The 14,772-nt window shown below is 39.7% G+C and carries 8 protein-coding genes; 6 read left to right on the top strand and 2 right to left on the bottom strand.

The features are described from left to right. Positions 1-135: 135 nt before the first annotated feature. Complete coding sequence (locus WKF66_RS04100) at positions 136-4,008, top strand: hybrid sensor histidine kinase/response regulator transcription factor (protein WP_489673135.1); 3,873 nt, start codon at positions 136-138, stop codon at positions 4,006-4,008. Positions 4,009-4,020: 12 nt separating this feature from the next. On the opposite strand, the gene WKF66_RS04095 is transcribed toward WKF66_RS04100, so the two are convergent. Next, complete coding sequence (locus tag WKF66_RS04095; RefSeq protein WP_489673134.1) at positions 4,021-5,559, bottom strand: sialate O-acetylesterase; 1,539 nt, start codon at positions 5,557-5,559, stop codon at positions 4,021-4,023. 572 nt (positions 5,560-6,131) lie between these two features. Between WKF66_RS04095 and WKF66_RS04090 the strand changes: the two genes are divergently transcribed. The 4 genes from WKF66_RS04090 to WKF66_RS04075 all read left to right on the top strand — a co-directional run bounded on the left by WKF66_RS04090 (position 6,132) and on the right by WKF66_RS04075 (position 12,068). Beyond that, positions 6,132-9,269 (top strand): SusC/RagA family TonB-linked outer membrane protein, encoded by a 3,138-nt coding sequence (locus tag WKF66_RS04090; protein WP_489673133.1) that lies wholly within the window; start codon positions 6,132-6,134, stop codon positions 9,267-9,269. A gap of 27 nt (positions 9,270-9,296) precedes the next feature. After that, positions 9,297-10,736 (top strand): RagB/SusD family nutrient uptake outer membrane protein, encoded by a 1,440-nt coding sequence (locus WKF66_RS04085; protein WP_489673132.1) that lies wholly within the window; start codon positions 9,297-9,299, stop codon positions 10,734-10,736. A gap of 214 nt (positions 10,737-10,950) precedes the next feature. Further along, positions 10,951-11,295 carry a hypothetical protein gene (locus tag WKF66_RS04080; protein WP_489673131.1) on the top strand — a complete coding sequence of 115 codons (345 nt, stop codon included), beginning with the start codon at positions 10,951-10,953 and terminating at the stop codon, positions 11,293-11,295. Positions 11,296-11,885: 590 nt separating this feature from the next. Next, positions 11,886-12,068 carry a hypothetical protein gene (locus WKF66_RS04075; protein WP_489673130.1) on the top strand — a complete coding sequence of 61 codons (183 nt, stop codon included), beginning with the start codon at positions 11,886-11,888 and terminating at the stop codon, positions 12,066-12,068. Here WKF66_RS04075 and WKF66_RS04070 read toward each other — a convergent pair. Further along, positions 12,043-13,698 carry a sensor histidine kinase gene (locus tag WKF66_RS04070; protein WP_489673129.1) on the bottom strand — a complete coding sequence of 552 codons (1,656 nt, stop codon included), beginning with the start codon at positions 13,696-13,698 and terminating at the stop codon, positions 12,043-12,045. The genes WKF66_RS04075 and WKF66_RS04070 overlap by 26 nt on opposite strands. A 129-nt stretch (positions 13,699-13,827) precedes the next feature. Here WKF66_RS04070 and WKF66_RS04065 point away from each other — a divergent pair, with 129 nt between their 5' ends. After that, entirely contained in the window at positions 13,828-14,721 is an 894-nt protein-coding gene (locus WKF66_RS04065) for a hypothetical protein (RefSeq protein ID WP_489673128.1), read from the top strand. The last annotated feature ends 51 nt before the right edge of the window (positions 14,722-14,772 follow it).

The raw sequence follows: 14,772 nt of genomic DNA, 5'->3' as shown, positions 1-14,772 counted from the left end.
AACAGGTAGTTTAATTTACTATCAACCTTTATTAATATTCTATCAAAAGGCCTCAATTGATGGCTTTACTTCATATTTTAGCCTGAAAAGTAAATATTATTGCCCTTACCCACTACCCAACCAATATAAATCGAGATGAAAGTATTATTAACCGCACTGTTAATTTTATGGATAAAGCTAGGCTTGGCGCAAGAATTCCATAACCTTTCAGTAGAAGACGGGTTAAGTAACAGCACTACCTTTGCCATAGCTCAGGACCAGAAGGGATTGATGTGGTTCTCTACCAAGGAGGGAATAGACAGGTATGACGGATCTGGCTATAAACACTACAATCTATATTCGGCAGACCTGCTTACACGATATGGACTAAGACGAAATCGATTTAATGTCGATTCTAAAAAACAAATCTGGGTGAATAACTTTTCGGACGTTTTTGTTTACCAAACTAAAGAGGACAACTTTAAATTCATCTATGCTGTTGCCGATAAAAACACGATCAGAGACTTATATATCGATGACAGAAAAGCCGATCTTTATATTGCTACAGATAAAGGATTAATCAAATACAACTACCGTTCGAAAAAAACTACTACCTACAAAAATATATCGGGTACTTTAATTGGCCTAGACCTATACAGCGATCAATATCTCCTGCTGGCTTCAAAAAATAGCATCCAATTCCTGGACTTAAAATCAGACGCTTTGGTCAACCAGTTGCTAAGTCCTGGCTTAATAGAGGAAATTGGCAAACTGAGCTTGTCCAGCATTGGCGTCGATGCCAATCAAAACATTTATATAGGATCTACAGGCAACATCTCCACTTTCCGCATCGGCGATTTCAGATTGAAATCTAATGAAACCCTAAATCAAAGTATCAGCAAGGTGGAAATAACCAAGATCTTACCGGATCAGCAAGGATCAATATATTTTGCTACGGAAGGTAAAGGCGCTTATAAAATCAGCAAAAGTTTGCAGGTCCGACAGTCTTACCTTACTGACAACAACAATGCGGCATCACTGCCAGAAAACGAAGCATTAGATATTTTTATTGACAATGAGAACAAAGTATGGTTTGCCGGGCATGAGATTTCTTACCTCAACACCAACAGGCTGAGGTTTAAAATGTATAGTCATCAGATTAACAATCAAAATAGCTTAGTGCATAACTCCATCCGGTCTGTTGTTGAAGATATATCGGGGAACCTCTGGGTAGGTACAAATTATGGCATTAGTGTGCTTAAAGCAGATCGCAAAAACTGGACTTATTTAAATACTTCGAATACTAGCAATAGGGAAATCAGCAATAAGATTACCGCCTTGATAAAGGGTGAAAACAATGAAATTATTGCCGGCACCTATCAAAATGGGATTTATAGCATTGCAAATCAGAAGGTAGTGCACCTCAGTAAAGAAAAGGACGTTACCTTCAGAAATAACGTAAATAGTTTATTGTTGGATAGAGGCGAACTTTGGTCGGGAGGTGCTGGCGTTTTTCTTAAAAGACAGAACCTTAAAACCGGTGCTGTAAAGACCTTCCCACTATCAAATGTCCTGTCACTTGCTACAAAAAACAACAACCGAATTGTTGCCGGTGGTCACAATGGCTTGCATATCATCGACAATAACGGCATCATTACCACTTTCAATGCGAGTAAATATAAGATAGGCTCCATTTTCTGTGTTTTGCCAATAAAAGAGGAAATATGGCTCGGTTCTGAAGGTCAGGGTTTAATCAAATACAGCAACGGAAAATTTAAAAAATATACCGTAAAAGATGGTCTGCCATCCAACTTGATTTACGGAATCCTAACCGACGACCTGGGTAATCTATGGTTGAGTACAACTAAAGGCCTATCCTGTTTTAATCTGGAGAAACAGACTTTTAGAAACTATAGCATTGCCGATGGATTGGGTTTGAAAGAATTTGCTTATGGAGCCTGTGCAAAATTGTCAACAGGAGAACTTGCTTTTGGCGGAAACCATGGTATCGTGATCTTCAATCCGAAGGATATTATAAGCACAAACTTTAGAACGAGACTGATATTTACAGATTTCAAGATCTTTAATAGGCCTGCCGACATCAACATCAAGACATCCCCATTAAAAGAAGCGATTGACGAAACAAGGAAGATTGAATTAAAATATAATCAGAATGCGATCACCTTTGACTTCAGCTCGGTTAACTATACCAACGAAGCCAATTTATACAGATGGAAGTTGGAAGGACTGGATAAGGAATGGTCGCCTGCTACCAGTGAACATGCTGCAAACTATACCAACTTAAAGCCGGGAGATTATAAGTTTAAAGTGCAATGGGCAAATTCTGGAATGGGCTCACAATTTGAACAAAATGAGCGGCTGATTGACATCAACATCTCTGCACCTTTTTGGGCTACAACCTGGGCATACCTACTCTATTTTATTTTGGCGGTATCCTTAATTTACTCTGGAATTAAATTCTATCATGTACAGTTGAGTGAACTCCATGCAAAAGATAAAATCAGGTTTTTCATAAACATTGTTCATGACATTAGAACACCGCTTTCCTTAATTAAATCACCGCTCACCATTGCCCTCAAGAAAAATGATTTCTCCGTAGAAACTCAAGAGATTCTTAAAACTGCCAGCCACAATGCGTCCAGGCTAAACGGTCTGATCGACCAATTATTAGACTTTGAAAAAGCGGATTTCAAGAAGATCAAAATGAACATCGCTACCATTGCCGTTGAGAAAACGTTGGATAAGATCTGCAATGATTTTATTCCACTGTTGGAACAAAGAGGAATCATACTAACCAGAAACCATAAACATAGCTCAAGTATATTGAGGGTTGATAAAGATAAGTTCGATAAGATCATTTTCAACATCTTGTCAAATGCCGTAAAATATACACCGAAAGGCGGACAGATTGATATGAGCACCAATGTGTTTAATAAGTTCTATCACATAGCAATCAGGGACAGTGGATTGGGTATACCTGAAGAGCAACAAAAACTCATTTTTAAAAGATACTTCAGGGCAAAGAATGTGATTAATTCGAATGAAGTTGGCTTTGGCATCGGGCTGATGGTTACCAGAGAACTGGTTAAACTGCATCACGGAGACATTTGGTTTGATAGCCATTTGAATCATGGCACCACCTTTCATATAAAGTTCCCGATACCAGAAACTCAGTGTATTGTAGAAGAACTATTGGAAACCCCACCGGTCGACAATATGAGCGAGCTTAGCCCGGAAAAACAGACAAAGACTAGCAGCGGTAAAAAGCCAAAGATCTTAATAGCAGAAGATAACGATGATCTAAGGAACCTGATGATCAAAAACCTAGATAGTTTTTATCAGATCTATCAGGTTGAGAACGGGCAGCAAGGTTTATCGGTAGCCGCTAAAGTTGTTCCTGATGTTATTGTTTCGGATGTGATGATGCCAACGATGGATGGAACTGAATTTTGTTATGAAATAAAGAACAACATCAAAACCAGTCATATTCCTTTTATTTTACTAACAGCTTTAGGAAGCAATGAAAATAAAATTGAAGGCTATAAGATAGGTGCCGACACTTATCTTGAAAAACCATTTGATTTAGATCTTTTAAGAAGCTGTATCGACAATCTCTTAGAGAATAGAAGACGATTAAAGGAGCGTTTTGCCAAAAACGAATTGCCGATTAATGAAGATCTATCTCTACTGGACAAGAAATTTATTGATCAGGCAACTAAAATTGCAGAAGATAATATTGGAAATCCAGATTTCGCAATTGAGGATCTGGAGCGCGAGATCGGAATGAGTCATGCCAGTTTGTACAGAAAGTTTAAAGGCCTACTCGGCAAAACACCATTAGAATTTATCCAGCAATACCGTCTTAAAAAAGCGATGGAACTGTTGGTAAGTGGGAATCACAATGTAAACGAAGTGGCCTATATGGTCGGCTTTTCTGATCCAAAATATTTCAGCACTGTCTTCAAAAAATACTACGGGAAAAACGCAAGTGATTATTTGAAACGCTAAATCCGGTCGTACCTACTTAACATCTAAACGCTTCTCAGTATCTGTTCTAAAAGGTACAGCTGGGAAGCCGTTTTTATTGTAAAAATTTACTGCTGGAGGATTGTCTTTAAATGCATACCTAACAAACGTAGGGCTCAGTATATCTTTGTGGAACACCACAACCTGATCTCCAGAAATCCTGGCTGTTGCTTCGTAGAACTGCTGATCTTCACCAGCAATTAAGAAACCATTTAAAAGATCACCTCCACCCTTTGCAGTCAGTCCGCTACCTATTCCATCAAATGAAAGAATCATTTTATCTTTTAAAATTTCTGCATTGCGCAGAGACGGACCGCTGGCTACTAAGCTTTTGTACCCATAAAACTTATTTAAAGCAACTGCCGCGGAACGCTTGCCAACGTCCTGCTTATTCTTTGGATGAGCGTCAAATGGATTTCCTATATCATTTGTTATTACAATTCCCACATTTTTAAGGGTTTGAGAAACCTGATATTGTGCTTCCTGCAACACTGCCCAACCCGAAATTGGGGATACGGTACTAACCTTTTGCCTGTAGTTGGCTAACTGTACGACAACAAAAGGAAGATCTGGCTCTTTCCAAGATGTTCGCCAGGAAGTAATCATACCAGTCAACAACTTTTCATACTGAAAACAGGCCGGGATATCGGAATTAGCTTCTCCCTGATACCACAAGACACCCTTCACAGGGAAATTAAAAAAGGGCGCAACCATTGCATTGTAAACCAGCGTTGGATAACCGTTACGTATATTGATAAAACCTTTGGGATTGGGATTCCCTGACGATTCAACCAGTTGTATATTTTTCAATTGTGTGGCTTTAATGAACTCAGGGCTAAGCAAATCCATCTTCTTTTTCGCTGCTGGAAAAACCTGCAAAGTTTTATCATCCATAAACGCCTCAATCGGTGTGCCTCCCCAGGAAGAATGGATGATTCCTATTGGAACTTTGGTTTTATGATAAAGTTCTTTAGCAAAGAACCAGGCTACAGCAGAAAACTTACCTATCGTGCCCGCGCTGGCCTTTTTCCATGACGTTTCCTTAATATCGTGCTTGGGATAAAGTGTTGACTCTAAAGCAAGGCCGAGTTCCCTAATCAAAGGATATTCAGCATCCTTCAATTCTGCCTCATAGTAATTCGCTTGAGCTACCTGAAAGCTCATATTGCTCTGTCCACTACAAAACCATATGTCGCCAAAATAAATGTCCTTAAGCTTTATTTGCTCCCCTGAGGAGTTAACCGTAAGAAGATATGGACCACCCGCGCGATGGAATGGTATTACTACGCTCCAGGTACTATCTTCCTTTACAGTTGCTCGATAGCTAGCTTTACCTAATTGCACCTCTACCTCTATTCCAGGCTTAGCCCATCCCCAAATATTCACCTCCTTATCTCTTTGCAAGATCATTTCATCCGTAAAAATATTGGGAATCCTAAGTTGCGCAGTGGTGTCTAGGGAGAGAAAGATGAGTATCATTCCCGCAAATAATCTGACAGCAACAGGAAAGTAAAGCTTAAAATCCATTTTCATATAAGGTTGATAATTTATTGACTACTAACCTGCATTCGGCTAAAGTACAATGTATGGAACGCGGGCCAAAATCATAACTAAAATCGTTTCAATCTTTATGAATATTCTAGCATTATGTCCATTCTATTGAGTTTTCCTACGTGTTTACGCAAAAACCGAAATCTGATAGGATTTTAATACATGTTGATACATTTTAATCCAGGTGAAATGCAGAGCTTTTGTAAACTTGTCTACGAAACGGTAGATCCTATTTACTGCTGACAAACAATTATTCTAACCAAATTATGAACAAAGTCATCTTTTCCTTTTTCAAAGGGATGGACGGAAAAAAAGCGTTTCTGTTGATGCTGTTTGATACACAGTATGGAAATTTATTATTCCAAATCTCCGCGCCCTGCACACAACCTGCTAACAATAACGTAATGGATACACTATACTACGAAATTAGAGGAGGGGGATGATCTCGAAAAATTAATTCTAAGCTTTAACTTGGCAAAGGTATCCAATCGCCTTCACAGTAAATGGATGGGTATTAACAATAAGCACATTAAACCAAATTTAAACCTACTAATATGTATAAAAAAAATACTTTAAATACTTACCCGTTAAGTAAAAACCGGTGCTGCAAGCTATTGCGTTTTGCAGGAGCATCCTGCCTGCTATTGGTAATAAGTATACAGGCAAATGCCTACGATAACCACAAAAAAAATAGTCATTCATTAGCCAGCGTATCAAATGACATGCTAACTGAGCGTACATTCAATATAAAAGTGTTGGAAGGTACCAGTGACATCGCTTCAAAAATACAAGTCAATATTAACGGACAGGTGTCTGACAATATTGGTCCATTAAGCGGAGTTTCAGTGCTTGTAAAAGGTACTCAAAGAGGCGTATCCACGAATAGCGATGGTAAATATAGTATCAGCGCCGCGAAAGGGTCAGTCTTGGTGTTTAGTTCAATCGGCTACGACCCTAAAGAGGTTGTGGTGGGCAACGAAACCGTGATCAATGTTACGTTAACCTCAGGACAAAGCGATTTGGATGAGGTTGTTGTAGTGGGTTATGGAACCGCAAGAAAACGTGATTTAACCGGATCTGTAGCTTCAATAAAGGGGTCAGAGTTAAATTCAGTACCGTCAACAAATGTTATACAATCGTTGGCAGGCAGGGCTTCGGGTGTAAATGTTTCTCAAAACACGGGCGCTCCGGGTGCGGCGATAAGCGTTAGGATCAGAGGTACCAACTCTATTCAAGGTAGCAACGAACCTTTGTATGTTGTCGATGGGTTTCCTTATTCATCCTCACCAACTTTACTTAACAATGCAGATATCGAATCTGTAGAGGTCTTAAAGGATGCATCAGCAACAGCAATTTATGGCTCGAGGGGTGCAAATGGAGTTGTGCTGATTACTACAAAAAAAGGTAAAGCAGGTAAGGTGGTGGTAGACTATGATGGATATTATGGCATGCAGACACTACGCAAAAAGTTAGATCTCATGAATGCTACTGAATACGCTAACTTTTATAATGAACAGGCAGCAAACGACAAGGCGAATCCTCGTTTCACACCAGATCAGATCAATGGTTTTGGAGAGGGAACTGATTGGCAGGATGCTATTTTCCAGCGAGCACCTATGATGAACAACTCAGTTACCGTGAGTGGCGGTACTGAAAAGACCAGGTTTTCGGTAGCTGCAAGTAATTTCAACCAAAATGGAATTGTCATTGGGAGTGACTATGTTCGAAACTCACTCAGGTTAAACTTGAATTCTGAAATCAGTAAAATGTTCAAGTTTGATGTCAGTGCAATTTTAACTAGGGTTAATGAAGAAAGAAAGAACTTGGATAGAGGAAACCGTGGCGGCTCATTATTATCGGCAGCGCTTTCAGGATATCCAACTGTTGGACTATATAATCCGGATGGAACCTATACAAAGTTAGCAGAAGCCTATACCTGGGGTTCAAATGTCATTATCAACCCGCTAAATTTTATATATCAATATAAGGATGTAACCAGGTCCAACCGGGTTTTAACAAATACTTCGCTAAGTTTTGAACCTATAAAAGGATTGATATTCAAAACTCTGGCAGGAATTGAAAACACGGATGATCGTAACGATATTTACAGAACTACAAAGTTCGTGAATTCTACAGGTTTTGCCAGCGTTTCTACGCCAAGCGTTACCAGTCTATTAAGTGAGAATACTGTTAATTACCAAAAAACATTGGGTAAACACACCTTCTCGGCCTTAGCAGGTTTTACGTATCAGGATTATGTTTCTACAAGTCTTCTTGCTTCGGGTAACGGCTTTATAAGTGACAACCAGGAAACATACGATATCGGCGCAGCAGCAACACAGGGCGTACCAGCATCATATTATACGAAATGGGCCCTGCTTTCTTATTTGTCAAGGGTCAATTACAATTACAATGACAAATTACTTGCTACTATAAGTTTTCGTGCAGATGGTTCATCCAGATATAGTGAAGGACAGAAATGGGGATACTTTCCTTCTGTGGCATTGGCCTACCGCCTGTCACAAGAGTCCTTTATTAAACAGTATGAAGTTATCTCCGATTTAAAACTTAGAGTTGGCTATGGTGAAACAGGAAACACGGCCATCAACCCCTATTATACGCTGAATCAGCTTGCCTCTGGTCAAGTTGTTTTCGGTGATGCGCTAACTACGTCTTATGCTCCGGGAACCCGTTTAGCCGGACCGCTAAAATGGGAAACTACTACACAGACCGATGTCGGCTTGGATTTAGGGATTTTGAATAACCGATTAAGCTTTACGTTAGATCTTTATGTAAAAAATACACGTGACCTGCTCAATAACGTGTCGCTTCCATCCTCATTAGGCTACGCTTATACGGTACAGAATATTGGAAAAATTCAGAACAAAGGGATAGATATGTCTGTATCTGCTGATGTATTAACTAATGAATTCAAATGGCAGTTGGGAGGAAATCTCTCGATTAACAGGAACAAAGTAATTAAGTTAAACAATGGTAGCGACATTTTGGGCGAAACCATAGGCGCTGCATTAAGCGACAATGCGAACATACTTAGAGAGGGTTATCCGTTAGGTTCTTTTTATGGATATGTGGAAAAAGGATTTGATCAGAATGGGTTGATAGCTTATGAAGATTTCAATAATAATGGGATCCGTGATGCCGGTGATAAAAGGATTATTGGAAACCCAAACCCTAAATTCACATATGGCCTAACTTCCAATATGTCCTATAAAAACTTTGACCTCTCAATCTTTGTACAGGGAACTGAGGGTAATGACATTTACAACCTGAGTGCTCAGGGTCAAAACTATGATTATGGACAAGGCTTAAATATGCTCAAAGAGGTTTATTATAACCACTGGACCCCAACTAATGTGAATGCAAAGTACCCGGTTATAAAAGCATTATCACAAGCACAAATGTCAAACCGTTTTATTGAGGACGGATCATTCCTGAGACTTAAGAATATTCAGATCACTTATAATCTGCCAATAGAAAAATGGAATATCAAAGGCTTGACTAGAGGTCAGATTTACGTGAGTGGGCAAAATCTCCTTACGATTACCAACTACTCATGGTATGATCCTGAAGTTAACTCTTATGGAAGTTCAAATTCTATTGTGCAGGGTGTTGATCATTATGTGTATCCAACGGCTAAGACTGTAACTTTTGGAGTACGCGCAAGTTTCTAATATGATATCATTAAATTAATACTAAAGATGAAAAAAATAATAATCGGTATCATGCTATTGTGTATAGCATCATCATGCTCTAAAGTATTGGATGAGAAACCAAAGTCATTGGCCTCAGAAAATTTTTATAATACTATTCCAGAAGTTAGAGCGGCTATAAATGCCATCTATGGTCCAATACGCACCACAAATGGCGTAAGTCTAAATTACCCTGCACAACTGGAGGGTATGGCAGATTATGGATATTCACGTGGCACACAAACTCCGGTGAGCCTTTATCAGGGACTAGACAATACAAACATCAACCGCGTTGGTGTGATATGGGACAGTTTTTTTCAAACCATACGTAATGCAAACCTGGTAATAGCTAACGTACCCAAAGCAAGCGGGCTGACCGAGCAGGACAAACTCAGTGCTTTGGCCGAGGCCAAGTATTTGAGGTCGCTCACCTATTTTGCATTGGTACGTAACTGGGGAGCTGTTCCACTACGAACGGAAGCCAATATTATCGTCGCAGATGTTCCAAGATCTCCTGTGAAAGATGTATATGACTTGATTTTACAAGATGCTTTAGCGGCTGAAGCTGGCTTGGGAGACGCAGCAACTGAAATTGGACGGCCAACCAAATGGGCTGCCAAGACGTTGCTGACTGAAATCTACTTAAGCCTCAATGACTGGAGCTCTGCCGCTACAAAGTCTAAAGAAGTTATTGATTCGAAAAAATATTCATTGGTTGAGGTTGCAACATCAGAGGATTTCCAAAAAATATTTGGTCCTGAGATCGTGAATACGCCTGAAGAAATATTCTATTTCAAGTATAATCGTCAGCAGGGTTTTGGCATCCTCAGCTATGCGCACAGAACAACGAGCGTATATAATTACTATGGCCCTGGGGGCGCTTATGCACAATACACCGATTTAGAGACAAATTCAATTATCAAAAATTGGGACAACCGCGATCTTCGTAAAACACATATATTTTATAATGTTGACATAGGCTTAGGCCCTACTTCTGTTCTTTTCAGGAAGTTTAGAGACAGACAGGCTACTAACGTAGGTGGTGCAAACGATTACCCCTGGTACCGCTATGCAGACCTGTTACTGTTCCATGCAGAAGCTGATGCACGGGCAAATGGTATACCTACAACTGCAGCATTGGAAAGCTTAAACCAGATACATCGCCGTGCTTATGGCTATCCATCAAAAACAGCATCGGTTGTTGACTTTAAACTGGGCGACTTTACACTGGCAACCTTCCTGAACAGGGTAATAGAAGAGCGTGGCTTTGAAACCATGTATGAAGGTAAACGCTGGTTAGACCTCAAAAGATTGGGCATTGCAAAAGAAAGAATTCTACAGGTAAAAAGTATTGTAGTAGCCGATAAACATATGTTATGGCCAATTCCAAATTCTGAAGTCCTTTACAACAAAGCTATAACATCCACCGATCAAAATCCGGGATACTAATTTCATACATAACAGGAGCCACAAGGACAAATATCGTAAACCGGTCAATTTGCCCATAGTGGCTCCTTTATTAATAATCCTTTGGCCACACCTTGCACCTATTCTCCACAAATCATTTTGTACAAAATTGTACAATTCTCCTATCAATGAAATGATGTCAGGTTAAAGTCTTAGATTACGGACCTAAATCTCCGCTCAAAAATTGCAAATATACTTGAATGACAAGATCCATATGGGTCAGTTGCTTGAAAAAGTAATTAGAAAAAAAAGCATCAACATCAGTGAACTGGCCGCTGCATTAAAAATAACCCGTCGCACCTTATACAATTGGTTTAAGCAGGAAGTAATTGACGAAGTTACCATGCAAAGGATCTCAGGCGTAATTGTCTACGATTTCTACGCAAATACCGAGAAGCCTACTGTAATTGACCGAACAGACTATAGATCTTCTGAAGAAGCTTCAACGCCAAATGGTGATGCCTATTGGCAAAATCGTTATATCGATCTTTTAGAACGCTACTCAGACTTAGTTACAGCACGACGAAAGCCTGGAGGGTAAAGGAAATAAGGCTCAATCTTCGTTTAGGCAGGTACGTTTTGAAAGGTTACCTGATCAATCACTACTCGAAAAATAACGGGATGGGGATCAAAGTCAACCATTTCGACTGTTCAATGGCGTAAGTTTAATTAAGATAGAATTAGCGTTAACAGAATTATTAAAACAATAGTGCTACGAGCCGAACGCTGTTGCGGAATATTGAACAGAGTAATTGAGAAAGATTATATATAGCAAAAAGTTTTGTCTGTCTTTATAAAAGATTCTATTTTTACATCGAGAGCGTTAATTTAACGGGGGTTGGTCGTCATGATCGATCCCCGTTTCTTTTTCCACACAAAGTTAAGAAGCTTTAAAAGCCAAAACTTCTTTAACTAGCTTTCCATATACCTATACTAACCAATTGGTTGATTAGAGGTTTCCCCAACTAGGTCATTCCTTGGTCTCTGCTAGGTAACAGCTAGGTCTCTGAGATGGTTAAACAGCGCGGTTTGCAAAAATAGGAACTCCTTGGCAAGTAGTGCAACAGACAATAGCCCAAAAATTTTAAAAAGCATTAAACCTTCGGTCATATCGCAACTCTACCTTAGACCATGAGAAACAAAATCCTTAAAATAATATTGGTCATTGCGGTGATAATCGTTGTGATCTATGCCATTAAAGTGCTAAAGAGCACCAATCAAGGCACACCTAATCAAAGCGAGAGGGGCAGTCCGATAGGTATGAATGTAAAGCAAATGCCTCCATTCACTACTGCTTTGGAAGCACAACTTTAAATGTAGATCCGCTTCCAGGTTTACTCTCAACCTGGATGGTACCGCCCAAAGCATCAGTATGCCGTTTTACAAAGAATAACCCCAAACCTTTACCCGGCTGGGTAGTGTTGAGTCGTTTATAAGGTTCAAACAAATCATCAAATTGCTTTTCAACGTCAATTCCTATCCCGTTATCGGTCACCGCTACCGTTACATGCTGTGCGTCTTCACTTATCGTAACGGTAACTTTTGGCTGCTGATCTTCAGCATGGTGTTGAATTGCGTTGTGAAGTAGGTTATTGAAAATAATATGCAGATACGCTTTGCTTGAGCGCAAATAAATGGATTGAGTTGGTAGCACTAGCTTAGTATTTGTCGTCTTAATAAGGCAGTTCAAATCTTCTTTTATTGCATTAAATATCTCTACAAGATTGACTTCCTCCTTTAAGCCTATAGTATGGCCGGCTATAGATACGCCCTTGCTTAAGTCTTTCACCACCTGATCCAGCTTAAATGCAGACTCTTTCAAATCCCTGATGTACTCGTTCATTGCTCCCGCATCATCCCGATCAACTTCTATCAAAGACACTAACCCAAGTACATTTGCAATAGGTGCTCGCAGGTTATGAGAAATCACATAAGCATAGGTTTGAAGCTCCTTATTGTGCGTATACAAGTCTTTTAATGATAGTTCCAGTTTGCGTTCTGCCTGTATACGTTTTGAAATATCTATGCCTATACATTGTATTTCACTCGGCGCATCCAGTTCATCCGTCATACAGATAATATCCCATAGGGTCGTCATCACCCCACCATCTTGCTTTTGTTTGTCGAGTGAAACCTGGAACACCTCGTTGGGATGCGCAACGCACCGGTCCACCATTTCAAAAAGACGCTGATGATGGTAATCTAAGATGGAACCCAGAGCATCGTGGCCAATTATGCTTTCGTCATCATTGACCCATCCAAAGTCACGGATGAATTTGTCATTTGCATAAGTGTACTTCCCGCTCATATCTGTCCTGATCACATAATTCGTTTGAGAAGCAAGCAGTCCGAGTTGCCTGGATTCACTGACAGATAACTCTTTAATTCTTCCCTCCAGACTCTTTATTAAGTGATTGATAAGTAAAAAAGTGATCACACTAAACAACATAACATTACTGGAATAAGCTAGCCAGTCCGCTAAATGGTACTGCTTGATCAATATGGAATCGAACAACTTGAATTCCACAATTATTCCGAGAATAACGCAAACAATCAAATTGAACCAGATAGAAAGTTGGGCAGTCTTACTGGAAAACAGGAGCGACATCAACACGGTTAGGAGTAAAATATAAATGATACCGGGACCAAAGGAGCCTAACGATATCATTAAAAATATAGCAAGCGCATACAGAGAACCGGTAATTGCGATCTTTTTTACATGGATCTTAATGCGCTTAGACCAGATCACATAAAACAACGCACTTGCGATCAAAGTATCTACTCCGGCTACCAGATAACCTGTCGTCGTCCCAGCTTTTATCGCCATAAATAGACCGGGAACCAGTGCTATAAGTCCGGTTGGAACCAGGCAATAGAGGAGTAACTTAAATAGGCGATCCCTGTAAAATCCAATGTCTTGTACCTGAATTATATCCTGTTTCATACCGGTAACTATCTTACTCACAATGCTAACATAAGGTTAATCGTGAAAAGAATCATTATTATTAACCAACGTAAAAAAAATTCTGCGTTGTATTAATCAAAATGCTTAAATTTATTTAGATCAACTTTTATGAAACATAAGCTACTCATTTTCACACTCCTATTCCTAACAAATCGTGTTTCTGCTCAAACGTATGATGGCCTCCAGAAACTAGATAAGGTAACTCAAGCTGTCTATTTTAGTAATAATGCAAGAGAGCGCGCGGTAAAGATTTTGGCTAACGTTGCAACAGCGGAGACCTACTTTGAGAAGCACCTGAAGGTTCATCCAAATTACACATTGTTGGTTCTCTCCCCATCAGACTGGAAAAAGTTCGCGCATCCAAATGCAATCTATGGTATCCCACATTATTTACCGGATGGCAGACTTGTGGTAGCTTCTGAAAACAATAACTTCTGGAAAAGAAATACCCCGCCTCTTGATAAAATTCCTAAAGAGCTTGCCAAACAGCTAAAAGATGCATACTCGGATAACAACGGAGAAATAGCTTTAACAGATTTCTTTGATCTTCTCGCTGTGCATGAACTGGGACATGCTTTCCAGCTCGCGGCGGGAATGAAGATGCAACGGAGTTGGTTAAATGAACTGCTTTGCAATGTGTTGCTTCATACGTTTATTGCTGAGAACAATGCAAAACTTTTACCTGCGCTTACCGTATTTCCCAAAGTAACCGTTGCTGGGTTTCCTCAAGAGAGACTAACATACACCAAGCTGGAAGATTTTGAAACTAACTACAATGATCTTGCACAAAATCATCCAGACAATTACGGCTGGTATCAATGCCGCTTTCATTCTTTAGCGGGACAAATTTATGATTCTGGAGGTGTCGCTACTATGACCAATCTGTGGGGAGCTTTACTAATACCTAAATCAAAGTTGAACGATAAGGAATTAGCAGGTGTATTACATAAAGCTCATCCTGCCTTCGAGCAAGCGATAGCGAACTGGGACAAAAAATTGTAAGCGCTATTATTGCAATCTTATCTTTTTGCATCTGGAAATATATGATAACTT

The sequence above is a fragment of the Pedobacter sp. genome, assembly GCF_037719805.1.
Classification (GTDB): domain Bacteria; phylum Bacteroidota; class Bacteroidia; order Sphingobacteriales; family Sphingobacteriaceae; genus Pedobacter.
This window is presented reverse-complemented; position numbering and strand designations above follow the sequence as displayed.